Below are 24,489 nucleotides of genomic sequence, written 5' to 3' on the forward strand. Positions count from 1 at the left end.
TTTTGTGGTGGGTATTTATGCTTGCCGCGCGAGCCAGGCCGCGCCGATCAAGCCGCCTTCATCGCGATAACGGCCCGGCACGACGAGCGCCCGTTCGCGCCGATACAGCACGCGTGCGCGCACTGCCCGATCGAGCCATGCGATCAACGCGCTCACCGAAGCCAGGCCGCCGCCCACGGTCACCACCGAAGCACCCGTGACGTTGACGACTGCCGCGAGCGGGTCCGCGACCAGTTCGCGCCAGACTTCGAGCGTCCGGGTCGCGGCGGCGTCGCCCTGCTGCCAGGCAGTGAGTATCGCGCGGCTGTCATGCGCCTGCCCGTGCAGATGCGCATGCAGGCGTTCGATGCCGCGCGCGCCGCCTATCGTATCGACGCAGCCGCTCTGCCCGCAACCGCAGGCAAAGCGAGGCACCGGGAGCGTTTCGCCGTCGATCACGCACTGCGTATTCACGATTGGCCCGTGGCCCCACTCGCCCGTCACCCCGCCCGCCCCGCGAATCAGGCGGCCATCGGCGACCAGAGCGCCGCCCACGCCCGTACCCAGCACGGCGGCAAACACCACGCGATGCCCGGCGCCCGCGCCCGACACGGCCTCGGCGAGCGCGAGGCAATCGGCGTCATTGGCGGCGTACACATCGCGGTTCAGGCGTGCCCGGAGTTCGCTCGCAAGCCGACGGCCGGTGATACAGGGAAGATTCGCGGAGAACGCCACGCCGTCGAGCGGATCGATCAGCCCGGCGATGGACAGAGCAAGCGGCGCGCGATGTCGCGCGGTGTCGGCATGCGCATGCGCCGCAAGCATGTCGGCCAGCGCATCGGCGAATTGCGTCCAGTCGTGCGCGGGCGTCGGCTGCTTCGCGAGCAGCGTGAGCGAGCCATCGGGCGCACAGGCCGCGAGACGCATGAACGAACCGCCGATATCGGCGGTGTAGATTGCGGCCTGGTTCGCGGCTTCGTGCGGGGAAGTGACGGATTCGGGCATCGGGGGGCTCATGTCCAAAACGCCCGCGCAAAATGCGCGCGCCGCCATGCGACATCCGGGCGGCGCGGGAGGGGCGCTGTCTCGCCCCGTACTTTACTGGCTTATGCGCTCACGCGCGGTGCGCACTGCGCGACCACCGCGCGCAGGCAGGCAATCGCGTGGTCGACATCCTGCGCCGTGGTGTAGCGGCCGAAGCTGAAGCGCAGCGTGCGGCTGGCCGCTTCGGCGCTCAGGCCGATGGCGCTCAGCACATGCGAAGGCGCACCCGACGCCGAATTGCACGCCGAGGTCGACGACACCGCCAGATCGGCTGAGAGCATAAACGGGAAGAAGCCGCTCGAATCGATCGTGAGGCTCAGCGTGTGGGGAATGCGGCGCGCGTTGCGCGCGTTCTGCCTGACGATGCCGAGATCGCTCACGCCGTCGAGCAATTGCTGCGCGAGTTGCGCGATACGTTGCGTGTCCGACTCCATCTGTTGCGCCGCCAGCGCGCAGGCCACGCCCATGCCGACGATCTGGTGCGTCGCCAGCGTGCCCGAGCGCAGGCCGCGCTCGTGACCGCCGCCGTGCATCTGCGGGGCGATGCGCGCGGCCGCTTCGCGGCTCACATACAGCGCGCCGATGCCCTTGGGCCCATACACCTTGTGCGCCGACATCGACAGCAGATCGATGCCCATCGCCTTCACGTCGATCGGCGTCTTGCCCAGCGCCTGGGCCGCATCCACATGCACCAGCGCGCCCGCTTCATGGACGATCGGCGCGATGGCGGCGATGTCCGTGAGCGTGCCGATTTCGTTGTTCACCAGCATCAGCGAGACGAGGCCGGTGTCGGCGCGCAGCGCCGCTTTCACGGCTGCGGCGGTGATATTGCCGTCGGCGTCCGGCCGCACCGTGCTCACCTGCATGCCGCGCTGTTCGAGGCTTGCCATGGTGTCGAGAATCGCCTTGTGTTCGAGGCAACTCGTGATGAGATGACGGCGCGCGGCCGTTTCGGCAAAACCCTTGAGGGCGAGATTGTTCGACTCGGTGGCACCCGAGGTCCAGACGATTTCATCGGCTGCCGCGCCGATCAGCGCCGCCACCTGGGCGCGCGCCTGCTCTACGAGAGCGCGCGCCTTCACGCCCGCCGCGTGCGAGCTGGAGGCCGGATTGCCGAATGCGCCGTCCATGCCCAGGCACTCGCACATGGCCGCGATCACACGCGGGTCGGCCGGCGTGGTCGCCGCGTAGTCAAAGTAATGCAGTGTGTCGCCCATTCTGTTTTGCTCTTTGCGTTGCTCTTTGCGTTGCTCGAACCGTTGCGCGCGGGGTCGCGCGCTTGTGTCCGAGACGTCTGGAATGGGGACTTATGCTACGTGGCGCTGCGTAGAAAGTGGTTCCAAATTGCGCCGCTCCCGGGCGTCGGCGAAGAATTTTTTTCTCTTTGGCGAGCGCAAGCGAAACAATGACTGCTGTAGCGAATCCGTTATGGCGTCACCGGCTGCTGTGCAACGTCGCCCAGATGCTCCGTATGCATGGCGGTCAGGCGCGCCAGCAGGATGCCGTAGCCGGTCAGATGGCCAAGATAAACGCTCGTGTACACGCCCGCCGCAGGCAGCGCTTCAACCAGCGCATGCAGCGCCGACATCGGCAGCGGCTGCATCGTCAGGCCAGGACGCTCGACGCGCAGATCGGCGACCTGCGCCAGTTGGCGATGCGCGTCGACCAGACGCGCGAGTCCCTCGCGAAAATCCTCTTTCCATTGCGCATTCAAGGTTTCGAATTGCGCGTTGAAGGTATCGAAGGTCTCCAGAAAATTGACCACCGAATCGAATAGTTCGTGATAGCACCAGAACAGCGGCGTGCGCACGCGATTGCGCTCCAGGTGTGCCGACACCCATGACTGCGCGAGGTCGGCCTTGAGCAGATCGTGCGCTTCTTTCAGATTGCTGCTGGATTTACGCAGCGCCGCCGTTGCCGTGCGCAATTGCGAACGGTCCAGCGTGCCCCTGGCGATCCCGTCGAGCAGTTTGAGCGCGCGCTCATTGCCTTCGTTGACGAGCGTATTGGCCCAGAAACCGTGATCGGGCGGAAACACGACCTGCTGAATGATGAAACCCAGCAGCATGCCCAGCACCACGCCAATCAGGCGTTGTTCCAGCAGCGCAATATGCTCGCCGGTATAGAGCACCAGCGTCATCGGCACGGTGATGCTCGTCATCTGGAACACCGAAGGCTTCACGCGCACGATCGCGAAGATCACGATCGGCAGCAGCAGTACGCCCAGCCAGAGATGCGGCGCGGTCAGCCAGATCAATAACGTGCCGATGGGCATCGCCACCAGGTTCGAGGTGACGCGCTTATAGAAATAGCCGCGCGCGGCGGAAATGGAACTGCCCAGTGCCAGCGTGAGCATGGTCGAGCCGGCCAGCGCGACGGCGGCGTCCGGATAGCCGTAGTGATAGGGAATCGCAAACCCGATCCACAGGCCAAGCGTGAGCTTGGTGTACTTCGCCATTTCGGACAGCGAGAAGCGCGCGAGTGCGCGGCGAAATGGCGTGAGCGGTTTGTGGAAGTAGGTATTCGGCGTCATGGCGGCAATCGGAGATTCTGGACGAGCGATAGTGAGCAGCGCAAGGCTGCGCTTTAAACCAGGATGCTAATCGACGCGCGCGTTTTCCTGTTCATTCTCTTGCAGATGCGCGGCGCTTGAAGCGCCTTGCGCCGTTAGCAAAAAGCAAGATGAATGTCAGCAATGAAACAGCTGCTTACTCTTTAAATCATCATACGAATTCTATTTAAATCCTTTTAAATCAGCGTTTTCCCGCATTCACGCACCTTGCGATTTATTTTCAATTTCTTTCGATTTTTTATCCCTTACCGTCATGCCAACTGTTTGACGTTCGCAATGCGAACTGCTTTTGCGAACTTTTATCAGGCTTTTTCAGCTGGGGTAGGCCCATGACGATAACAACGAGCGACTCTACGAGCGTCTCCATCTGTCTGCCCACGTACAATCGCCCGGATCTGCTGATCCGCTGCATTGAATCGTGTCTTGCGCAGACGCATTCGAAGATTGAAATCGTGATCGGCGACGATTCGCCGGACACGCATACCGAACAATTGATCGCCCAGCGCTATGGGCACGATGCACGCATTGTCTATCAGCGTAATGTTCCGGCGCTGGGGCAGGCGCGCAATGTCGCGAGCCTTTTCGAACGCGCCGTCGGCGACAAGATCCTGCTGATTCACGACGACGATTTTCTGCTCGACAGCGCCGTCGAGCGGCTATTGGCGCAATGGACGCTCGATCCCGCTATTGAAGTCGCGTTCGGCAAACAATATGAAACCGATGCGCAGGGCCGCATCGACCATGCCGCCAGCGAACGCATGAATCGCGCGTATCACCGCACGCCCGAAGCCGCCGGCGTGCAGCCGATTGCCGGGCGCACGGGCATCGTGCAGATGTTTCCGAACAATGGCTGGCTTGCCGACGCCGCGCTAGTCAAGCGCATCGGCTATGGCAACGGCGATCACGAAGGCGATAACAAAGGTGACAGCGGCAACGCGCAATTCGCGGTGTGCTGCGATTTCGTGTTTGGCGTGCGCTTGTGTCTGGCGGCGCGCGGCGTCTGTTATGTCGACGACTATGTCTCGTGCTATCGCAAGACCGAGGTTTCGGTTTCGCAGGCCACGCGCCGCACGCCCAGTGCGTCGTCGCTGGCCGCGTGGCATTTTCTCGAAGCCCTCGAACTGCCGCCCGAACTCGAACCGGCCCGGCGGCTGGCCTTGCGACGGCTCGTGCCTATCGTGGTGTCGCTGCTGGCGCGCAACCGCCAGGCGCGCGCCGGGTTGAATCTGGCGCTTACGCATCTCCACGCGTACCGCTTTGGCCTGAGCGTGCGGCTCTACTATCACCTGCTGATGATCTGGAAGAGCGCCTGGCTCGCAAAGTCGCCCGCGCCATTATTCGACAGCGAGGAACAGGTCGTGGACGTCACGCGCACGCGGATTCCGTGAGACCGATCCTCGCGCCGACTCGCACCGCATCACGGACGCCGTCGTGCGACATTCAGCTTAAGCGCAGCTTTTGGCCATTCCCGCTAGTATGTCAATCCGATGTCCGGATCAAGACTCAAACCAGGAGCACGATAAATGTCTGTACGCATGACGATGTTGGCGGCTGCCGTGATTGCCGCAGGTGTAGCCAGCGCCAGCGCGCAAGCCCAGGTGGCGGGCGCTCAGCCACTGAGCGTGACGGTCGAGCAATCGCAGGCGCTCCTCGAAGGCTGGAGCGTGAAGAAAAGCGTGCTCGGCAAGGCCGTCTATAACGACGACAACGCAAAGATTGGCACGGTGCGCGACCTGATCGTCGCGCCGGACGGTTCGGTGTCGGCGGCCATCGTTTCGGCGGGCGGTTTCCTCGGCGTCGGCGTGCACGACGTCGCGGTGCCGATCGCCGCGCTCGACGTGCGCAACGGCAATCTCTATTTGCCGGGCGCGACCAAGGAAGCGCTCAAGGCCACGCCGGCGTTCCAGTACGCAAAGATCGATTCGCCGCCCAAACCCAAGCGCGTCGATAGCAACACGAAGGCCGGGCAGTAACCCGGCTTTCACGATGCGCGGCGTCTCTTCTGACGTCGCGCATCGCGCATCTCGCAGACATCAGCGCCTCACCCCGCCGCAATCCCCTCCTCGCGCAGTTCGATCCCCGTCCACACACCCGCCGCGGACAACTCCTCGATCAGATCGCAGATCGTTTGCCGCACCGCCAGTGAAGCCGAACTCACCGGTAATGCATTGGGCCAGCAGATACTCGCGGGCCGCCGGATCAGCGGATCGACGATGCGCCGCGTTTTAGGCCGGTCCGCGCTCGCGCGCAAGGCCAGCGCCGACGTCGGCAGGATCGTGCAGGCCGCGCCCGATTGCGCCACCGAGAGCAGCATCGGCAAGGAATCGATATCGGCGATGATGTTCAGCGGCACCTGCTCGCGCGCGAACGTGCGCTCCAGCAGCAGGCGCAAGCCGTTCGACACGCCGGGCGCGACCATCGGCACATCGGCCAGCGAAGCGAGCGTACAGGTGCGCGCACGCGCCGACACTCCGGGCTCGCCCATCAGATAGAGCTCCTCATCAAGCACGGGCAGCGCCGAGATGCCGGGCGTGGCGGTATCGCGGAACAAAATGGCGAGATCGAGACGGCCATTTGCGAGCAGTTCGTTCAGATAACCGCTCATGCTCTCGAAGAACTGCAGGCGGATGCCGGGAAAGCGCTCGCGCACGCGCCGGAATACCGGCATGGCCAGCACCGAAGCCATGGTCGTTGGCAGACCGATGGCGACCGTGCCGGATTCCGCGCCCACGCCTTCGCGCACCTCCTGGCGCAACTGCTCCATCTGATGCAGCACGAGCCGCGCATGGCGATACAGCGCCTGCCCGGCCGCCGTGGGCTTCACGCCCTGCGGACTGCGCACCAGCAGCGGCACGCCCAGATCGTCCTCCAGTCTGGCGATCTGCTGGCTAAGCGATGGCTGCGCCACATAGAGTTTTTCCGCCGCCTTGCCGAGGCTGCCGTAGTCGACGATGTTGACGAAATAGCGAAGCTGACGAACGTCCATGAGCCCGGCCCGAGATGCGAGAGGTCATAGGATACCCTTATGACCGGCACATTCAATCCATATTTCCGCGTGCCGGAACATTCGCATACAGTCGCCTCATTCCTGATCGAAAAATGAGAAGCGCCCACTCGATGGGCGCAGGAGACGGCGATGCCAGCATCTGCACCCGAGTCTTCCAGCGCGCTGGTCCAGTCCGTCAGCGACACGATTTCCCTCGCTCCCGCCACTGCTCTTGCCGCCACGCTCGACTGCAGCAACGTGCCGCGCGTCGGCGACGCGCTTGCGCCGATGTGGCACTGGCTTTATTTCTGGTCCGCTGCGCAGCAAGCCGAACTCGGCGCGGATGGTCATCCGCGAACGGGCGGCTTTCTGCCCGATCTGGGCCTGCAGCGCCGCATGGCGGCGGGCGGTCGCATCACATTCAACGCTCCCTTGAAGATCGGCACGCAGGCCGAACGCGTTTCACGCGTGCTGTCGATCGAGCACAAGGAAGGCCGCAGCGGCCGCCTGGCATTCGTGACCGTCGAGCATGAGATCAAGGCCGATGGCGTTACGGCGATACGCGAGGAGCAGGACATCGTCTATCGCGACGCTGTGCACGCGGGCCAGCGCGGTCAGACCGCCGCGCAACCCACGCCCACGCCCGCGCCTGCCGACGCCGACTGGCGACGCGACATCGCACCCAGCGAAGTGCTGCTGTTCCGCTATTCGGCGCTCACCTTCAACGGCCATCGCATCCATTACGACCGCGACTACGCACGCAACGTCGAGGGCTACCCCGACCTCGTCGTACACGGCCCCCTGATCGCCACGCTGCTGCTCGATGCGCTCGCGCGCGTCGCACCCGAAGCCGTGGTGCGCGAGTACCGCTTCAAGGCCGTGCGGCCGACCTTTCTCGGCCACGGCTTCGCGGTATGCGCACGCCGCGCCGGAGACGGCAAACACATCGAACTCTGGGCGCAGGACCACGAAGGCTGGCTGACGATGTCGGCCCAAGCCGTGCTGGCCTGAGCCCATTCACCGAATCTTTCAGGCATCTGGACGGACCCTACGCCATGACCGACACACCCGATCAATACCAGGATATTCGCGACGCCGTGCGCGATCTGTGCAGCCAGTTTCCCGACGAGTATTTCCGCAAGATCGACGAGACGCGCGGCTACCCCGAAGCCTTCGTCGATGCGCTCACCAGGGCGGGCTGGCTCGCCGCCCTGATTCCGCAGGAATACGGCGGCTCGGGCCTGGGCCTGACGGAAGCCTCGGTGATCATGGAAGAGATCAATCGCAGCGGCGGCAACTCGGGCGCGTGTCACGGCCAGATGTACAACATGGGCACGCTGCTGCGCCACGGCTCGGAAGAGCAAAAGCGCAAGTATCTGCCGAAGATCGCCAGCGGCGAACTGCGCTTGCAGTCAATGGGCGTGACCGAGCCGACCACCGGCACCGACACCACGAAGATCAAGACCACCGCCGTGCGCAAAGGCGACCGTTATGTGATCAACGGCCAGAAGGTGTGGATCTCGCGCGTGCAACACTCGGATTTGATGATCCTGCTGGCACGCACCACGCCGCTTTCGGACGTGACGAAGAAAAGCGAAGGCATGTCGATCTTTATCGTCGATCTGCGCGAGGCGATTGGCCAGGGACTCACGGTCCAGCCGATTCTCAACATGGTCAATCACGAGACCAACGAGCTGTTCTTCGACAACCTCGAAATCCCGGCGGAAAACCTAATCGGCGAGGAAGGCAAGGGCTTCAAATACATACTCGACGGTCTGAATGCGGAACGCACGCTGATCGCCGCCGAATGTATTGGCGACGGCTACTGGTTTGTCGATCGCGTCACGAAGTATGTTAAGGATCGCCAGGTTTTTGGCCGCCCGATCGGCCAGAACCAGGGTGTGCAGTTCCCCATCGCACGTTCCTTTATCAACGTGGAAGCGGCCAACCTGATGCGCTTCGAGGCCGCGCGCCGTTTCGACGCCCATCAGCCCTGCGGCGCGCAGGCCAATATGGCCAAGCTGCTGGCCGCCGACGCCTCGTGGGAAGCCGCCAATGCCTGCCTGCAATTCCACGGCGGCTTCGGCTTCGCCTGCGAATACGATGTGGAGCGCAAGTTCCGCGAGACGCGTCTTTATCAGGTCGCGCCGATCTCGACCAACCTGATTCTCTCGTACGTCGCCGAACACATACTCGGCCTGCCGCGTTCGTTCTGATCGAGCCGAGGAGACAGCCATGCGCCCTCTCGAAGGCATCAAGGTCGTCACGTTCGAGCATGCAATCGCGGCGCCGTTCTGCACGCGCCAGCTCGCCGATCTGGGCGCGCGCGTCATCAAGGTGGAGCGTCCGGGCGTGGGCGATTTCGCGCGCGGCTATGACGAGCGCGTGCACGGACTGGCCTCGCATTTCGTCTGGACCAACCGCTCGAAGGAAAGCCTCACGCTCGACGTCAAACAGGCTCAGGCGCAGGAGATCGTGCACAGCCTGCTCGCCGGCGCCGATGTGTTCGTGCAGAACCTCGCGCCCGGCGCGACGCAGCGTCTCGGGCTCGATTACGAGGCGCTGCGCGAACGCTATCCGCGTTTGATCGTCTGCGATATTTCGGGCTATGGCAGCGACGGCCCCTATCGCGACAAGAAAGCCTACGACCTGCTGATCCAGAGCGAATCGGGCTTTCTGAGCGTCACGGGCACGCCCGACGAAGCCGCCAAGGCGGGCTGCTCGATCGCCGATATTTCCGCAGGCATGTACGCGTATTCGAACATCCTCGCCGCGCTGATCGAGCGCGGCAAGACCGGGCGCGGCCGCCGCGTCGACTTGTCGATGCTCGAAAGCATGGTCGAGTGGATGAGCTTTCCGCTTTACTATGCGTTCGATGGCCAGACGCCGCCGCAACGCAACGGCGCGGCGCACGCGACGATCTATCCCTACGGGCCGTTCAAGGCGGGCGACGGCAAATCGGTGATGCTCGGCCTGCAGAACGAGCGCGAATGGAAACAGTTCTGCGAAATCGTGCTGCGCCAGCCCGAACTCGCCGATGACGAGCGCTTCAGCGCCAATAGCCGCCGCGTCGCGCATCGCGCGGAACTGGGCCGGCTGATCGAGGACGTGTTCGCGCGCCTGAGCGCGCAGGACGTGATCGAGCGGCTCGAAGCCGCGAAGATCGCCAACGCGCACATCAACGACATGCAGGCCGTATGGGCGCACGAGCAACTCGGCGCGCGCCAGCGCTGGACGCAGGTCGGCACGCCCGAGGGCGCGATCCCCGCACTGTTGCCGCCGGGCCTCACGCTTGCAGACGAGCCGCGCATGGACCCGGTGCCCGCGCTCGGGCAGCACACGGACGCGATCCTCAAGGAACTCGGTTACGACGAGGCGCGCATTCGCGCCTTGCACGAAGCAGGCGCGGTCTGAACACGCAACCAGACCGCTGTAAAAGAAGCACTGAAAGAAGCCATCAAAGCCGTATCCGCTGCGCGCACAGAAGCAAAAATAATCGCGCGGCAGCCAATCCATAAGGCACCAGCGCACCCTTGACGGGCACGCGGGCGGCATCACAAAGGAGACACCTTCATGCAGCACACGGTCAATGCCGCCGGCCGCCTCGACCGGCTACCTGTTTCACGCTTTCACTGGAAAATACTCGGCCTGATTGCGGGCGGCGCATTTCTCGACGCCTTCGACATTTATCTCGCCAACGGCTCGGTCGCCTCGATGGTGAAGGACGGCTTCACCGATCTGCATCACGGCGCGATGTTCGTCTCCTCCACGTTCGTGGGCATGATGCTGGGCGCGTTTCTGGCGGGCTGGCTTGGCGACCGGCTGGGCCGCCGCTATTCGTATCAGCTCAATCTCGCGGTGTTCGGTCTCGCGTCGATCGCCGCGTGCTTCGCGCCCACTATCGAATGGCTGATCGCGCTGCGCTTCGTCATGGGCCTCGGACTGGGCGCGGAACTCGTGGTGGCGGCCGGCACGCTCGCGGAATTCGTGCCGCCCGCCACGCGCGGCAAATGGGTTTCGCTGCTCGCGATCATCACCAATAGCGGCCTGTTCGCGGCACTCGCCGCGGGTTACTGGATCATTCCGAATCTGGGCTGGCGCTACATGTTCGCCGTGGCCGGCGTGGGTGCGCTGGTGGTGTGGTTTCTGCGCCATCGCATGCCGGAGTCGCCGCGCTGGCTCGAATCGGTCGGCCGTCTCGACGAAGCCGAGGCAACGCTTGCCGCCATCGAGCGCGAAGTCAGCGCGCAGAGGGGCGCGTTGCCGCCCGTGCAGCGTGCGGTCGATCTGCATAAAGGCAAGGTGCCGATCAGCGCCCTGTTCGCGCGAGGCATGCGCAGCCGCACCTTTGTTGCGGCCATCACGGCCATTGGCGTCAATGTGGGCCTTTATGGCTTCATTGCCTGGCTGCCGACCTTCTTCGTGGCGCAAGGCCTGTCGATCGTGAAGTCGCTGGGCTTCGTGTTCGTGATGTCGGTGGGTTCTCCCGTGGGCGGCCTGATCGGCTATTTGATCGCGGATCGCGTCGGGCGCGCGCGCGGCATCCTGATCGCATCGGTGGTGAGCGTGGTGCTCGGCTGGATCTATGTGACGCTGCGCGAACCCGCGGCGATCATGCTGGTGGGTTTCTGTCTCGTGAGCGCGATCTACACGATCTGCACGCTCGGCCTGTTCGGCTATATCCCCGAACTGTTCCCGACCGAAGTGCGCCTGCGCGGCACGGGCGTAGCCGGCACCTGCGGACGCGCCTCGTCGATCGTCACGCCCTGGCTCGCGCTGCTGCTGTACGGGCGCTTTGGCGTGTCGGGCGTGATCGCGATGGTGAGCGTGGTGCTTGCGGTGCTGTGCGCGGCCATTCTGGCGCTGCGGGTGGAAACGAGCCGTGCGGCGCTCGAAGATATCCAGCCCGAGACGGACGCCGATCGCTTTGCCAGCGGCGCAACCGTCGCGGGTAGTACGAAGGTCCAGTGAGCGTGTAGCACCGTTTGATTCGCCTGCCCGAATGCCGCTTCGTTGCGACGAAGCGGCATTTTTTATTGCCCGTCGCGCGATTCAACGTAGGGGCTTACCAGCGCAGCAGGCGCGGCCCGAGCCAGGCGCCAATCGCCGCAGGCATCAGCATGCCGATGGCGTACCAGATGCTCCAGAACGCCGGGCTCATTTCCGGGCAGTGGACACAGTAGGCGAGCGTGGCGAGCGCGCTCGCGAAGAGTCCCGCCGCCGCGCCTGCAAGACGCGGACGTGTCGGCGCCAGCCCTTTCGCGGCCCAGAACACGGCGACGAAGGTCGGCACCGAAAGCAGCAGGATATTGAACGGGCAGGTGCGCCAGGACAAACCGAGCATGAGCGGCACGCGCTCGGCCGGCGCGGCGGTGCCAAGCGTCGCCCAGGCCGCCAGCCACACGGCGACGAACGGCGCGGCCACCAGCGCCCACGCATAACCGCCGCGCACGCCGGGCCGCCCAAGGCGGCTCATGGTCAGCGCGGCCGCGATCGCCACCGCCAGCGGGAAGGCAATCTTGGCCCAGAAGACCGGCGTCTGCGCGACGTCCATCAGGTCATGACGCACGCCGAACACGATCGCCACCAACAGAAGCGAGCCCGCGAGCCCCAGCGGCAGCGCGCGCGCGAAGCGGCGCACGACCGCCTTGCGGTCCACGCGCGTGACGCCGGTGGACAGCAGCGTAATGAGATCGTCGGTTTTCATTGCGCCCCCCGGATACGCGCGGCGAGCGCCTTCAGGCCACGGTGGATGCCCACCTTGACGGCCGATTCGGACAGCCCAGTGAGCTTGGCGGCTTCCACCACCGAACGCCCCTCCAGCTTCACATGGACGATGGGCAGGCGCTGCTTGTCCGGCAACTGGTCGAGCAGCTTGCCGATGTCGCGGCGCGCCTGGGCCGGTTCGTCGTCGGCTTGCGCGAACAGGTCGGTGTGATCGTCGAGCGGGTCGTTGAGCGATTCGCGGCGGGAGCGCGAGCGGAAGAAGTCCATCAGCTTGTAGCGGGCGATCGCGTGCACCCAGGCAGTCAGCGGTTCATCGGGACGCCAGGTGTGGCGTGCGTTATGCACCGCGAGCAGAATCTCCTGCACGAGGTCTTCCACATCGTCGTGCAACTGCGGGATGCGCCGGCGCAAATACGCGCGCAAATGGCGCGTCAGTTCCTGCAGAAAAGTGCGGTACGCGTCGGCGTCGCCTTCGAGGCCGCTCACGAACAGCGCTTTGAGACGGATTTCCGCTGGGTACAAAGGGCGTCCTGGGTTGTCGCGACGATAGGATGCCGCGCCCGCAACGGCGTGCCTGGCAGCGTCGTCGAATCGGGGCGCGGTCGGGTGAGGGTAGCCGATGGCGCCGTGCGCCGCAATAGTTCCCATCGGGCCCATCGCACCCACGGCGGGCATAGGGGCGCCCGCGGCGGCGCTCACCGCCCCGCCCTGCGCGCCGGCTTCGTCCGCCCGCCAGCGCTGCGTTGCCCGGTTTGCCCAGCTCACGTTCGCATTCTCCAGTTGTGTGGCGCCGCGGCGCACACTCGTGTGAGTGTCCTCGCGTGTAGCCTGTCGAGTGAGTTCGTTCGCGGCGGCCCGCGGGTTACAGGCCGCGTCGTTTTTTTTGGTGCTCAGACCGTGGCCCCATCGATCCCGCGCTTCGTGGATCTTTCAGGGAGCCACGCGCCGGGTTACCTTTATGCACCTTTGGCGCTATTTCCGCGCACACGCGACGTCCCAGTCGCCCAACCCTAGCGAGTGAAGCATGGCAGCGAGAACGAACGAGTATCAGCAACCCATCGGCGCGGCGCTGGAGGGCTGGACGCCGCGCGAGCGGCCCGCAAGCGTGACGCTCGAAGGCGCGCGTTGCCGCATCGAGCCCGTCGATGTCGAGCGCCACGCCGCCGATCTCTTCGAGGCCTACAGCGCCGCCCCCGACGGCAGCGACTGGACCTATCTGTTCACGGGCCCCTTTAGCGATTTCGCGTCCTTTCGCGCCTACCTGGAAAAGGCCGCCGCCTCCGAAGATCCGCTGCACTACGCCATCATCGACCGCGCGAGCGGCAAGGCCGTGGGCACTTTCGCGCTGATGCGCATCGACCCGGCGAACGGTGCGATCGAAGTCGGCAGCGTGACATTCTCGCCGCTGCTCAAGCGCACGGCGCTGTCCACCGAGGCGCAATACCTGTTGATGCGCTACGCCTTCGACCAGCTCGGCTATCGCCGCTACGAATGGAAGTGCGACAGCCTCAATGCGCCGTCGCGCAAGACCGCGCTGCGTCTGGGCTTCCAGTTCGAGGGCATCTTCCGCCAGGCCGTGGTGTACAAGGGCCGCAGCCGCGACACGGCCTGGTACGCAATCATCGACCACGACTGGCCGCAGGTGAAGCGCGCGTTCGAAACCTGGCTTGCGCCCGCCAACTTCGACGCGCAAGGCAAGCAGCGCGCCTCGCTCGCGAGCCTGCGCGATGCCTGAGCAGCTTGTCATCCGCGATATTGCGAGCGCCGACCGCGCGCCGTGGTTCCGCCTCTGGGCGGGCTACAACGCGTTCTATCAGACCGAAATCGCGCCGCAGATCAGCGAGCGCACCTGGCAGCGCCTGCTCGATGCCGATGCGGCCCTGTTCGGCCGCATCGCCGAAATCGAAGGTCGCGTGGTGGGCTTCAGCCTGAGCGTGCTGCACGAGGGCACCTGGGTGGACGCGCCCATCTGCTATCTGGAGGATCTGTTCGTCGATCCCGCCGCGCGCGGCACAGGGGTGGGTCGTGCATTGATCGCGGATCTGGTCGCGCTGGGCAAGCAACGCGGCTGGTCGCGCCTCTATTGGCATACGCGCGAGGACAACCCCGCGCGCAAGCTCTATGACGAATTCACCGCCGCCGATGACTTCGTGCGCTACCGTCTCACATTCTGAGATGCGTTTCACGGGTGAAACCTAGGGTTTCACCCAGCTGTCAATCAGAAAATCTGATTGCAAGCATCAATTTAATGCGTTTCCCATAAGCGTTCCGATGCGGCAAAGTGTCATCTCCGCGAATGGAGTGATCTCCAAGTGAACCAACGCATTGATCCGTCCCTGCTTGCCCCGCCCGACCTGTCGTTCGCGACGCTCGACTCGGGCGTCGTTCTGCCTTACCTCGAACGGGGGACCGGCGAGCCGCTGCTGTTCGTGCATGGCTCGCTGTGCGATTACCGCTACTGGGCGCCGCAGCTCGACGGCCTGGAAGACGATTTCCGCTGCATCGCGCCAAGCCTGAGCCACTACTGGCCGGCCGCCGACGCCTGCATCCAGGGCGAGTTCGGCTGGGAAAGCCATCTGAATGAACTGGCCGGGTTCATCGAAGCGCTGGGTCTCGATTCCGTGCACCTCGTGGGTCACTCGCGCGGCGGCAGCATCGCCTACCACCTGGCGCGCCGTTATCCGCGTCTGGTGCGCACGCTCGTGCTGGCCGATCCTGGCGGCCCGCTGCGCCGCCTTGAAGAAGACGACGACGTCCTGCCGCCGGCCACCAACGCGCTGCGCACGCGCGCGGCCGATCTGATCCGCAACGGTCAGCTTGAAGACGGTCTGGAACTGTTTGTGGATTCGGTGAGCATGCCCGGCGCGTGGCGCAAGAGCACGCACGCGTTCCGCGAAATGGCGATCGCCAACGCCACCACGCTGCCCAAGCAGCTGGACGATCCGCTGCCCGCCTACACGCGCCGCCCGGCCGCCGACATCAAGTGCCGCACGCTGCTGATCGACGGCCAGCGCAGCCCGCTGATGTTCCGCAACAACGTCGAAGCGCTCGACGAGTGGATCGACTTTGCGCAACGCGTGACGATGAAGGGCGCGACGCACGGCATGAACACCACGCACGCGGATATCTTCAATACTCACGTGCGCAACTTCATCTACGAAGGCCGATAAAGCCCGGCTGGCGCGCGCATGCCTCCCGCGCGCGCCCTTGCCTGCTTCAAGTCCTTATTTGGCAAACAGCTGCCCGATATCCTTGAACGCCTTGAATTCCAGCGCATTGCCGCACGGATCGAACAGGAACATCGTGGCCTGTTCACCCACCTGCCCCTGAAAGCGGATGTACGGCTCGATCACGAACTGCGTGCCGAATTCGCGCAGCCGTTGCGCCAACGCTTCCCATCGCTCCCACTCCAGCACCACGCCGAAATGCGGCACCGGCACGTCATGGCCGTCCACGGCGTTAGTGTGCGCGGCTTCCTGCGAAGCGGTTTTTGGGTGCTCGTGAATCACCAGTTGATGGCCGAAAAAGTCGAAATCGACCCAATGGTCGCTTGAACGCCCTTCTGCGAGACCGAACACGCGGCCATAAAAATCGCGCGCGGCAGGCAGATCGTAGACGGGGATCGCCAGGTGAAACGGCGAAAGACTCATGGCTTGCTCCTTCCTGTGTGCTCTGTGTCGCGCAATAGTAGGGCGCGCGGCTGGAAAATAAAATCAAAATCGGGCCGCGGTGCGCGCACGGGTGCAGCGACTCGAAGGACATGAGCGGCGCCGTCGATCAGTCGGACGCCTTGCTTGAGTCCTGGAGCGTCGGGCCATCCCAGCCGTCGAGATATTTGATCTGCGAATCGCGCACGTCGATCACGCGATGCCGGTAGAACAGATGCATCGTCGGACGCAGAAAGACCTGTAGCGCGTCATGCGCCACGACGTTCCCGCTCGCCCACGCGCTAGCCGAAAGCATCGGCGTTGCGTAGAAGTCGCGGCAGGTTGCGGCAGGTTACGCAATGGCAATTCGCGTGCGGCCGGTTCGCCAATCAGATCGACTTTGACCGCGCCGCAAAGGCAGGCAAGCCGGGGGAAATCGCTCGTCATGTCTCCCGCTAATTTGTTGCGCGCCGCGCCCATAAAAAACCACGGCGCGCCTGGCGGCGCAGCCGTGGTTTTCCTCACGTGAACGCAGCCCTCTATCAGCCGCCCAGCGCCGGATCGCTGTAGCTCGGGTGGCCCGTTTCGACGTGCCCCGCAATGCGGCGCACGAAGGTCGAATCGCTGTCGACGGTAATCGTCAGGTCGTACCAGCCATAAGCGTTGCGCAGGTCCAGATAAAGATGCTCGGTGTCGCCGCCGCGCACCGTGCGCTGGATCCGCGTGCCCGGGTCATACGCATTGACGATGGTGAACTGGCAACGCGCGCCGCCCACGTTTTCAAGGCGAAGTTGCAGATTGCCGTTCGCCACGTCGTAGCCTTCGGTCACTTCGGGGCGCGCGGTATCGCCATGGCTAAACCAGCCCGTTTGCGTCTGCTTGCCCGCGAAGCGGCGCAGGAAGCCGTTCGGTCCATGTACCGTGAAATCGTACGCACCGGTCGCGCCGATCGTCAGCTGATCTTCGAGTCGCTTGCCCGCTTCGACGGTGTAGGTCAGCGGCGCAGCGGCGCTGCCCGTCGCATAGACGAGGAACACCGCGCCCGCGCGGCCCGTATTGATGAAGTGCGCTTTCGCCTTGCCCGTCGATGCGTTCGCATTGAAGCGCACGAACAGCTCATAAGGCAGCGCGCGCGCGAGACGCACGCCGCTCTCCTGCTTCGGCACGCTGCCGACCAGCGGCGGCACCGGCACGTAGTCGGGATGCCGCAGCTTGTCGGGCGGCGCGTAGCCGGTCGTCGAAGGCAGCGTCGGCAGCGCGGCGTTGGGGGTGGCGAAGTTGAACGCGGAGGTCAGATCGCCGCATACGGCGCGACGCCACGGCGTGATATTCGGTTCGCCCAGATCGTGATGCGCGCCAAAGCGCTTCTCGATGAAGCGGATCACCGAGGTGTGATCGAAGGTCTCCGAGCACACCCAGCCGCCGCGCGACCACGGCGACACCACCAACATCGGCACGCGCGGTCCCAGACCATACGGCGCCGATGCGTACTTGCTGCTGCCGGGGAAGATTTCGTTGGTGGTATCGACCGTCGACAGCCCATTCGCGCTCGATGCGGGCGGGAACGGCGGCGCGAGGTGATCGAAGAAGCCGTCGTTCTCGTCGTAGTTCACGAGCAGTACGGTCTTGCTCCACAGATCCGGATTCGACGTGAGGATCTGCAGCACCTGATCGACATACCACGCGCCGTAGTTCGCCGGCCAGTTCGGGTGCTCCGAATACGCTTCGGGCGCGACGATCCACGAGACCTGGGGCAGCGTGTCGTTCGCCACGTCCTGTTTGAGCACGTCGAAATAGCCACCGCCCGCGAGCACATTGGTGCCCGTGCGGGCGCGGTCATAGAGCGGGTTGCCCGGCTGTGCGTTCTGATACTGCGTGAAATAGAGCAGCGAGTTGTCGCCGTAGTTGCCGATGTACGGGTTGTCGCCCGTCCAGCCCCACGAGCCCTTCGCGTTCAGGCCTTCGCCGATGTCCTGGTAGATCTTCCACGAGATGCCCGCGTTCTGCAGCACTTCGGGATAGGTGGACCAGCCGTAGCCGGCCTCCGCATTGTCGACCACCGGGCCGCCGCCGCTGCCGTCGTTGCCGACCCAGCCCGTCCACATGTAATAGCGGTTCGGGTCCGTCGAGGTCATCGTCGAGCAGTGATAGGCGTCGCAGATCGTGAAGGCATCGGCGAGCTGGTAGTGGAACGGAATGTCGTCGCGCGTGAGGTAGGCCATCGTCGTGGTGCCCTTGGCCGGGACCCATTGATCGTAGCGGCCGCCGTTCCAGGCGGCGTGCGTGGTCGGCCAGTCGTGCGGCAGATCCTGGATGAACTGCAGGCCCAGGTTGGCGGCCGTCGGATGGAACGGCAGCACTTCGCCGATACCGGCCGCGAGGGGCTGGTTCCACACCGGCTTGCCGGTGGGCAGCGTGATCGTGCGCGTGTCGCCAAAGCCGCGCACGCCGCGCAGCGTGCCGAAGTAATGGTCGAACGAGCGGTTTTCCTGCATCAGGATGACGATGTGCTCGACGTCCTGGATGCTGCCGGTGCGATTGTTCGCAGGGATCGCGAGCGCGTTGCGGATGCCTTGCGGCAGCATCGTCAAGGCGGTGGCCGAACCGGCGCTCATCGCGGCGGTGCGGAGAAAGTCACGGCGGCTTCTCGAAGTCATGTTGTGGTTTCCATCTTCAGGTTGAGAAAGCACGCGCGACGCCGCGCCGTCACGAGCGACGGCAGGCGGCGCGGGGTCGCGCGGCCGGGTGCAGTCCGTTGTCAATCGGCGGTGTGAATCTCGGGTGGAGCGAGCGGCGCGTTGCTGGTTGCGCTGTTGGCGAGATCCGCGCCGCTGTTGAGGCTGTCCGCGCCGCTCGCGCCGTCGGGTGGGGCTGGCGCGCGAGCGGGCGAGCGAATGGCTTGCGCGCTGATCGCCGCGCTGCCGTTCGCACTGTCCTGAGAAACCGATGATGTTGAAATCGCGTCCGCAAGCGATGCCGCGCCCTGCTGCGGGGCGGGCGTTGCAGAAATGGCAGGCGCGGGTTGCGTTTGCGCGAGCTCGCGCGCGGCGCTCGTGGTGAGCGCAACGCGTGCATCGTCGGCGCGATCGCTGCATGCGCCCATCGCGCACGTCACCCATGCAGCCATGGCGCTGACGAGCACAACGCCGCGCAGGCTCAAACGTTTGCGCGGCGCGCTCCGCTCACGCGGGCGCGCCGGCACGAATTCGACCGTCATCGAAGTCTCCGGACAGATAGAGGCACAACAACGGCTCAAGGAGGCGGCTCGAGCGTCGCCTTAACGCAGTGAAAGCAGCGGTAAGGCAGCGATGGAGCATAACGAAAACGCTTTTAAGTTTTATGACGCGGGACTACACATGCTTTTTAATTCCCCGAGGATCAATACTTTCAGATCGTAATAAAACTCAAGGCACGCCGCTTGCAAACGCAAACGCGCACAATGGAAAAGCACAACGCGAATATCCGTCCGTCAATGCGAAGGGGGCGCCGATGAAAAGCCAGGCAACCAGCAAAACGAAAAGCAAACCGGCGACAAAGAACGAGAAACACAGCGAGAAGCACAGCGATAAGCGCAATAAGAAAGAAAGCGCGCTGATTCTCGATTCAAAGGATGCGAAACTGGAATCCAGTCGCGCGAAGACACTGCCCAAACCCGCGCAACGCCAGGCGATCCTCACCGAGCAACGCCGCCTGAAAATGGCGCGCTCGCCGCACGCCTATGTGCGCGGCGCGACCGAGCAGTTCTACGAATGGATCGTCGAGGCAAACGGCGGCTCGCTGCCGCGCGGTCCTGCAGTGTGGATCTGCGGCGATTGCCATACGGGCAATCTCGGCCCCGTCGCGAATCAGGACGGCAAGGTCGAAATCCATATTCGCGATCTCGATCAAACCGTGATCGGCAACCCGGCGCACGATCTCATCCGGCTGGGGCTATCGCTTGCGACCGCGGCGCGCGGGTCGTCGCTTTCCGGGCTGACCATCGTGCATATGATGGAGGCGCTTGCGGCGGGGTATGAATCGGCGTTCGATACCCGGCGCAATAAGCCCGAATTGCCTGAGCGGCCCGAGCCGGTTCATCTGGCGATGAAACTCGCCGTGCGCCGCTCGTGGCGACATCTGGCCGAAGAACGCATCGAGGATCTCAAGCCGACGATCCCGCTCGGCAAGCGCTTCTGGCCGCTCACGCGCGAAGAGAGCAAGGCGATCACCGCGCTTTTCGCCGACGAGTCGATTGCCAGCCTGCCCACGGGTCTGCGTGGGCGCAACGATGCCGGCGAAGTGGAAGTGCTGGACGCCGCGTACTGGGTGAAGGGCTGCAGTTCGCTCGGACGCTTGCGCTATGCCGTGCTGCTGGACGTGGACGGCGGCGTGATCGAAGGCGACGACCTTTGCCTCATGGACATCAAGGAGGGCGTGAAAGCCGCCGCGCCGCGTTACGAAGAGGCGTCGATGCCGCGCGATAACGCCGAACGCGTGGTGGAAGGCGCGCGCCACCTTTCGCCGTTTCTTGGCGAGCGCATGCGCGCGGCGCGTCTGCTCGATCGCGCCGTCGTGATCCGCGAATTGCTGCCGCAAGACCTCAAGCTCGAAATCGATGAACTCGACAAGGACGACGCGCGCAAGGTGGCGTTCTATCTTGCCGCCGTGGTGGGCAAGGCGCACGCGCGGCAGATGGACCCGCCCACACGGCGCGGCTGGCTTGCGGAATTGCGGCGCAATCGCTCGAAGACGATCGATGCGCCGCTGTGGTTCTGGAACAGCGTGGTGCAACTCGCGAGCAGCCATGAGGCGGGCTATCTGGAACACTGCCGGCGTTATGCCACCGGCGTGAAATAGGTCAGGCGTCCAGACGTCCGTAACCGCCGCCGCCCGGCGTTTCGACCACGAACACGTCGCCCTCGGCCATCTCCACGCTGGCGATATGGCCGAGCGCCACCACGTCGCCGCGCGCGCGTTCGACACGGTTGCGGCCCGCACTCCCGGCCGCGCCGCCCGCCGCCCCGAACGGCGCGTGAATACGATTGTTCGAGAGGATCGAAGCCGTCATCGGCGCGAGGAAGCGGATGCGCCGCACCGCGCCGTTGCCGCCGCGCCATCGCCCCGCCCCGCCCGAATCCGCACGGATCAGATGCGATTCGAGCCGCACCGGATAGCGCCATTCAAGCACTTCGGGATCAGTCAGACGCGAGTTCGTCATATGCGTCTGCACCGCGTCCACGCCGCTGAAGCCGTCGCCTGCGCCACTGCCGCCGGCGATCGTTTCGTAGTACTGATACCGCGCATCGCCGAAGGTGAAGTTGTTCATCGTCCCCTGACTCGACGCCACGATGCCGAGCGCGCCATAGAGCGCATTCGTGATCGCCGAAGACGTCTCGACGTTACCCGACACCACGGCCGCCGGATACACCGGATTGAGCATCGAGCGCTCCGGCACGATCACGCTCAACGGCTTCAGGCAGCCGGCATTGAGCGGAATATCGTCGCCCACCAGGGTGCGGAATACGTAGAGCACCGCCGCCATGCACACGGCCTTCGGCGCGTTGAAATTATTCGGCAATTGCGCCGAGGTGCCGCTGAAATCGATCGTCGCGCTGCGCGTGCGGGCATCGACGCGAATCGCCACATCGATCACCGCGCCGTTATCCAGTTCGTAGCGGTACGCCCCGTCCTTGAGCGCGTCGATTACACGGCGCACCGCTTCTTCGGCGTTGTCCTGCACGTGCTGCATGAAGGCGAGCACGACGTCGCGGCCAAATTGCGCGACCATGCGGCGCAACTCGTCCACGCCCTTCTGGTTCGCGGCAACCTGCGCGCGCAGATCGGCCATGTTCTGATCGATATTGCGCGCCGGATAAGGCCCCGACGCCAGCAACGCGCGTGTTTCGCGCTCGCGCAGCACGCCCGCCGAAACCAGCTGCCAGTTGTCGATCAGCACGCCTTCCTCTTCGATGTGGGTCGAGGCCGCGGGCATCGAACCGGGCGTGATGCCGCCGATATCCGCGTGGTGACCGCGCGAACCGACATAAAACAAGGGTTCTGCGCTGCCGTCCGCGAAGACGGGCGTGATGACCGTCACGTCGGGCAAGTGCGTGCCGCCGTGATACGGGTCGTTAAGCATGAAGACGTCGCCGTCGCGCATTGCGCCGCGATTGCGCTCGATGACGGTCTTGATGCTTTCGCCCATCGATCCCAGATGCACGGGCATGTGCGGCGCGTTCGCAATGAGGTTGCCCGCTGCGTCGAAGATCGCGCACGAAAAGTCCAGGCGCTCCTTGATATTGACCGAATAGGCCGTGTTTTGCAGACGCAAACCCATCTGCTCGGCGATCGACATAAAGAGGTTATTGAAAATTTCGAGGCGCACGGGATCGGCCTCGGTTCCAATCGAGCGGCGCGTGGGCAGCGGCTGCACCCGCGTCATGATCACGTTGCCTTGCGCGGTGAGCGCGGCCCGCCAGCCGGGCTCGACCACCGTGGTGCCGTTCCTTTCGGCGATAATCGCGGGGCCGTCGAGCACATCGCCGTCCAGCAGCGTGTCGCGCTGATAGAGCGCGGCGTCGTGCCAGCGTCCACCGGAGTAGAAACGCACGTCTGCCTGCTTGAGCGGCGCGCCTGCCGCTTCGCGCGACGCGAGCATCGCCGTTACAGGCTGCGCGTCGGCGTGGCCGATGGCTTCGACCGATGCGAGTTCGACCACCAGCGGCGTGTCGGGCATCAGGAATGCGTAGCGTTGGCGGTAAGCGGCCTCGAACGCGGCGCGCATGGCATCGACGCTGCCAGCGTTCACCGCAAGCGCCGAATCCGTGCCTTGATAACGCAGATGCACGCGGCGCGCGGTGCTGATGCGCGCCACGTCCACGCCCTGCTCGCGCAGCGCGCCCACGGCCTCCTGGGCGAGCGTGTCGAGTGCGGCTTCGACGCGGGAAAGCGACGATTCTTCAAGGACGACTTCCAGCGCACGCTCGCGCATCGCGGTTTGATCGGCGAGCCCCATGCCGAACGCCGAAAGCACGCCCGCGAGCGGATGCGCGAACACGCGGCTCATGCCCAGCGCGTCCGCCACGCCACACGCATGCTGGCCACCCGCGCCGCCAAAGGTCGTGAGTACGTACTGCGAAACATCGTGACCTCGCTGCACCGAAATTTTCTTGATGGCATTCGCCATGCTGCCAATCGCGATTTCCAGAAAGCCCTCAGCGATCTCTTCCGGCGTGCGGCGCTGGCCGGTTGCCGCGAAGATCGTGTCGGCCAGCGCATTGAAGCGCGCGACGACCGCGGCGTGGTCGAGCGCTTCGTTCGCCTGCGGCCCGAACACGCGCGGAAACCAGTCGGGCTGGATCTTGCCGAGCATGACGTTGCAGTCCGTGACGGTCAACGGGCCGCCTCTGCGGTAGGCGCAAGGGCCGGGATTCGCGCCAGCCGAATCAGGACCCACACGCAGACGCGCACCGTCGAAGCCCAGCACCGAACCGCCTCCGGCCGCGACCGTGTGAATGCTCATCATCGGCGCGCGCATGCGCACGCCCGCCACCTGGGTTTCAAACACGCGCTCGAATTCGCCGTTGAAATGCGACACGTCGGTCGAGGTGCCGCCCATATCGAAACCGATCACACGCTCGAAGCCCGCCGCTTGCGCCGCGCGCACCATGCCGACGATGCCGCCGGCCGGCCCGGAGAGAATCGCGTCCTTGCCCTGAAAGCGGTCGGCGCGCGTCAGGCCGCCGCTGCTTTGCATGAATTGCAGATTCACGCCCGGCATTTCGCTCGCGACCTGATCGACATAGCGGCGCAGGATCGGCGAGAGATAGGCGTCCACCACGGTGGTGTCGCCGCGCGACACCATTTTCATGAGCGGCGAGACCTCGTGCGACACCGAAACCTGCGTGAAACCCATGCGCCGCGCCAGCGCAGCGAGCGCGCTTTCGTGTGTGGTATGGCGATAACCGTGAATCAGCACGATGGCGAGCGCGCGTATGCCGGCCTCGTACACCGCGCGCAACGCGTTTTCCGCGCTTTCCAGATCGAGCGCTTCGACCACGTCGCCTTGTGCGCTCATGCGCTCGTCGATTTCGACCACGCGGTCATAGAGCGCTTCCGGCAAAGCGATGTCGAGATCGAACAGGCGCGGGCGATTCTGATACGCAATGCGCAGCACGTCGCGAAAGCCTCGCGTAGTCACCAGCGCTACAGGCTCACCCTTGCGCTCCAGCAGCGCGTTGGTGGCGACCGTGGTACCCATCTTGACCATTTCGACGTCACGCGGCGTGATGGGTTGATCGGCGTTCAGTCCCAGCAGATGCCGGATGCCGGCTACCGCGGCATCGCGGTACTGCTCGGGATTCTCTGAGAGCAGCTTGTGCGTGGTGAGCGTTCCATCGGGACGGCGCGCGACGATGTCGGTGAACGTGCCGCCGCGGTCGATCCAGAACTGCCAGCGGGAAGGCGTGCATGCTTCAGGGGTTTGAGCGTGATTCATGGTGCGCTTTCTATCAGGATAACGAAATAATATCGATCGAAATAAGGCTCGCTCGCGG

17 protein-coding genes and 3 pseudogenes are annotated in these 24,489 nt (G+C 64.6%); 9 read left to right on the top strand and 11 right to left on the bottom strand.

Annotated elements, in window-relative coordinates:
- Positions 1-15: 15 nt before the first annotated feature.
- From F4827_RS30660 to F4827_RS30670, 3 genes and pseudogenes are all read right to left on the bottom strand, one after another.
- Positions 16-984, bottom strand: coding sequence for an ROK family protein (locus F4827_RS30660; protein WP_183731655.1), 969 nt, complete (start codon positions 982-984; stop codon positions 16-18).
- Positions 985-1,106: 122 nt separating this feature from the next.
- Positions 1,107-2,240 (bottom strand): annotated as a pseudogene (locus tag F4827_RS30665) (cysteine desulfurase family protein); the annotation flags it as partial.
- A gap of 209 nt (positions 2,241-2,449) precedes the next feature.
- The gene (locus F4827_RS30670; protein WP_183731660.1) at positions 2,450-3,556 is read right to left on the bottom strand and encodes an FUSC family protein; all 1,107 of its coding nucleotides are present in this window, start codon (positions 3,554-3,556) and stop codon (positions 2,450-2,452) included.
- 368 nt (positions 3,557-3,924) lie between these two features.
- Here F4827_RS30670 and F4827_RS30675 point away from each other — a divergent pair, with 368 nt between their 5' ends.
- Positions 3,925-4,983 carry a glycosyltransferase family 2 protein gene (locus F4827_RS30675; protein WP_183731663.1) on the top strand — a complete coding sequence of 353 codons (1,059 nt, stop codon included), beginning with the start codon at positions 3,925-3,927 and terminating at the stop codon, positions 4,981-4,983.
- A 135-nt stretch (positions 4,984-5,118) separates the two neighbouring features.
- Positions 5,119-5,568, top strand: a complete 450-nt coding sequence (locus F4827_RS30680) for a PRC-barrel domain-containing protein (protein WP_183731668.1) — start codon at positions 5,119-5,121, stop codon at positions 5,566-5,568.
- 68 nt (positions 5,569-5,636) lie between these two features.
- Here the strand turns inward: F4827_RS30680 and F4827_RS30685 are convergent, their stop codons facing one another.
- Complete coding sequence (locus F4827_RS30685; RefSeq protein WP_183731671.1) at positions 5,637-6,581, bottom strand: LysR substrate-binding domain-containing protein; 945 nt, start codon at positions 6,579-6,581, stop codon at positions 5,637-5,639.
- 150 nt (positions 6,582-6,731) lie between these two features.
- Between F4827_RS30685 and F4827_RS30690 the strand changes: the two genes are divergently transcribed.
- The 4 genes from F4827_RS30690 (at position 6,732) to F4827_RS30705 (ending at position 11,552) form a co-directional block, all read left to right on the top strand.
- Positions 6,732-7,592 carry a MaoC family dehydratase N-terminal domain-containing protein gene (locus F4827_RS30690; protein ID WP_183731674.1) on the top strand — a complete coding sequence of 287 codons (861 nt, stop codon included), beginning with the start codon at positions 6,732-6,734 and terminating at the stop codon, positions 7,590-7,592.
- A gap of 44 nt (positions 7,593-7,636) precedes the next feature.
- Positions 7,637-8,797, top strand: a complete 1,161-nt coding sequence (locus F4827_RS30695) for an acyl-CoA dehydrogenase family protein (protein WP_183731677.1) — start codon at positions 7,637-7,639, stop codon at positions 8,795-8,797.
- A gap of 19 nt (positions 8,798-8,816) precedes the next feature.
- Positions 8,817-9,995 (top strand): CaiB/BaiF CoA-transferase family protein, encoded by a 1,179-nt coding sequence (locus F4827_RS30700; protein ID WP_183731680.1) that lies wholly within the window; start codon positions 8,817-8,819, stop codon positions 9,993-9,995.
- A 159-nt stretch (positions 9,996-10,154) separates the two neighbouring features.
- Positions 10,155-11,552, top strand: coding sequence for an MFS transporter (locus F4827_RS30705; protein WP_183731683.1), 1,398 nt, complete (start codon positions 10,155-10,157; stop codon positions 11,550-11,552).
- 94 nt (positions 11,553-11,646) lie between these two features.
- Here F4827_RS30705 and F4827_RS30710 read toward each other — a convergent pair whose 3' ends face one another.
- On the bottom strand, positions 11,647-12,288 hold the full coding sequence (locus F4827_RS30710) for a DUF1109 domain-containing protein (protein ID WP_183731686.1): 642 nt from the start codon (positions 12,286-12,288) through the stop codon (positions 11,647-11,649).
- Positions 12,285-12,830, bottom strand: coding sequence for a sigma-70 family RNA polymerase sigma factor (locus tag F4827_RS30715; protein ID WP_027816500.1), 546 nt, complete (start codon positions 12,828-12,830; stop codon positions 12,285-12,287). Before F4827_RS30715 ends, F4827_RS30710 begins: the two co-directional genes overlap by 4 nt.
- Positions 12,831-13,332: 502 nt before the next feature.
- On the opposite strand from F4827_RS30715, the pseudogene F4827_RS35615 reads away from it, so the two are divergent.
- Positions 13,333-14,482 (top strand): annotated as a pseudogene (locus F4827_RS35615) (GNAT family N-acetyltransferase).
- 138 nt (positions 14,483-14,620) lie between these two features.
- Positions 14,621-15,478: an alpha/beta fold hydrolase gene (locus tag F4827_RS30730; RefSeq protein ID WP_183731696.1), complete on the top strand. Its 858-nt coding sequence runs from the start codon at positions 14,621-14,623 to the stop codon at positions 15,476-15,478.
- 54 nt (positions 15,479-15,532) lie between these two features.
- Here F4827_RS30730 and F4827_RS30735 read toward each other — a convergent pair whose 3' ends face one another.
- The 4 genes and pseudogenes from F4827_RS30735 to F4827_RS30750 form a co-directional block, all read right to left on the bottom strand.
- Positions 15,533-15,958, bottom strand: coding sequence for a VOC family protein (locus tag F4827_RS30735; RefSeq protein ID WP_183731699.1), 426 nt, complete (start codon positions 15,956-15,958; stop codon positions 15,533-15,535).
- 127 nt (positions 15,959-16,085) lie between these two features.
- Positions 16,086-16,208 (bottom strand): annotated as a pseudogene (locus tag F4827_RS36055) (aldehyde-activating protein); the annotation flags it as partial.
- A 289-nt stretch (positions 16,209-16,497) separates the two neighbouring features.
- Positions 16,498-18,612, bottom strand: a complete 2,115-nt coding sequence (locus F4827_RS30745) for a phosphocholine-specific phospholipase C (protein ID WP_183731702.1) — start codon at positions 18,610-18,612, stop codon at positions 16,498-16,500.
- 101 nt (positions 18,613-18,713) lie between these two features.
- Positions 18,714-19,172 carry a hypothetical protein gene (locus F4827_RS30750; RefSeq protein WP_183731707.1) on the bottom strand — a complete coding sequence of 153 codons (459 nt, stop codon included), beginning with the start codon at positions 19,170-19,172 and terminating at the stop codon, positions 18,714-18,716.
- Positions 19,173-19,444: 272 nt separating this feature from the next.
- On the opposite strand from F4827_RS30750, the gene F4827_RS30755 reads away from it, so the two are divergent.
- Entirely contained in the window at positions 19,445-20,791 is a 1,347-nt protein-coding gene (locus F4827_RS30755) for a DUF2252 domain-containing protein (RefSeq protein WP_183731710.1), read from the top strand.
- Position 20,792: 1 nt separating this feature from the next.
- Here F4827_RS30755 and F4827_RS30760 read toward each other — a convergent pair whose 3' ends face one another.
- Positions 20,793-24,431: a hydantoinase B/oxoprolinase family protein gene (locus tag F4827_RS30760; protein WP_183731713.1), complete on the bottom strand. Its 3,639-nt coding sequence runs from the start codon at positions 24,429-24,431 to the stop codon at positions 20,793-20,795.
- Positions 24,432-24,489: the final 58 nt, after the last annotated feature.

Origin of the sequence: Paraburkholderia bannensis (genome assembly GCF_014200455.1) — a bacterium.
GTDB classification, from domain to species: domain Bacteria; phylum Pseudomonadota; class Gammaproteobacteria; order Burkholderiales; family Burkholderiaceae; genus Paraburkholderia; species Paraburkholderia bannensis_A.

Excerpts from the sequence above, each read along its gene's own strand:
- F4827_RS30680 (WP_183731668.1), top strand. The coding sequence starts at position 5,119 with ATGTCTGTACGCATGACGATGTTGGCGGCTGCCGTGATTGCCGCAGGT.
- F4827_RS30685 (WP_183731671.1), bottom strand. The coding sequence starts at position 6,581 with ATGGACGTTCGTCAGCTTCGCTATTTCGTCAACATCGTCGACTACGGC.
- F4827_RS30705 (WP_183731683.1), top strand. The coding sequence starts at position 10,155 with ATGCAGCACACGGTCAATGCCGCCGGCCGCCTCGACCGGCTACCTGTT.
- F4827_RS30745 (WP_183731702.1), bottom strand. The coding sequence starts at position 18,612 with ATGACTTCGAGAAGCCGCCGTGACTTTCTCCGCACCGCCGCGATGAGC.
- F4827_RS30660 (WP_183731655.1), bottom strand. The coding sequence starts at position 984 with ATGCCCGAATCCGTCACTTCCCCGCACGAAGCCGCGAACCAGGCCGCA.
- F4827_RS30735 (WP_183731699.1), bottom strand. The coding sequence starts at position 15,958 with ATGAGTCTTTCGCCGTTTCACCTGGCGATCCCCGTCTACGATCTGCCT.
- F4827_RS30690 (WP_183731674.1), top strand. The coding sequence starts at position 6,732 with ATGCCAGCATCTGCACCCGAGTCTTCCAGCGCGCTGGTCCAGTCCGTC.
- F4827_RS30670 (WP_183731660.1), bottom strand. The coding sequence starts at position 3,556 with ATGACGCCGAATACCTACTTCCACAAACCGCTCACGCCATTTCGCCGC.
- F4827_RS30695 (WP_183731677.1), top strand. The coding sequence starts at position 7,637 with ATGACCGACACACCCGATCAATACCAGGATATTCGCGACGCCGTGCGC.
- F4827_RS30760 (WP_183731713.1), bottom strand. The coding sequence starts at position 24,431 with ATGAATCACGCTCAAACCCCTGAAGCATGCACGCCTTCCCGCTGGCAG.
- F4827_RS30750 (WP_183731707.1), bottom strand. The coding sequence starts at position 19,172 with ATGACGGTCGAATTCGTGCCGGCGCGCCCGCGTGAGCGGAGCGCGCCG.
- F4827_RS30710 (WP_183731686.1), bottom strand. The coding sequence starts at position 12,288 with ATGAAAACCGACGATCTCATTACGCTGCTGTCCACCGGCGTCACGCGC.
- F4827_RS30675 (WP_183731663.1), top strand. The coding sequence starts at position 3,925 with ATGACGATAACAACGAGCGACTCTACGAGCGTCTCCATCTGTCTGCCC.
- F4827_RS30700 (WP_183731680.1), top strand. The coding sequence starts at position 8,817 with ATGCGCCCTCTCGAAGGCATCAAGGTCGTCACGTTCGAGCATGCAATC.
- F4827_RS30755 (WP_183731710.1), top strand. The coding sequence starts at position 19,445 with ATGAAAAGCCAGGCAACCAGCAAAACGAAAAGCAAACCGGCGACAAAG.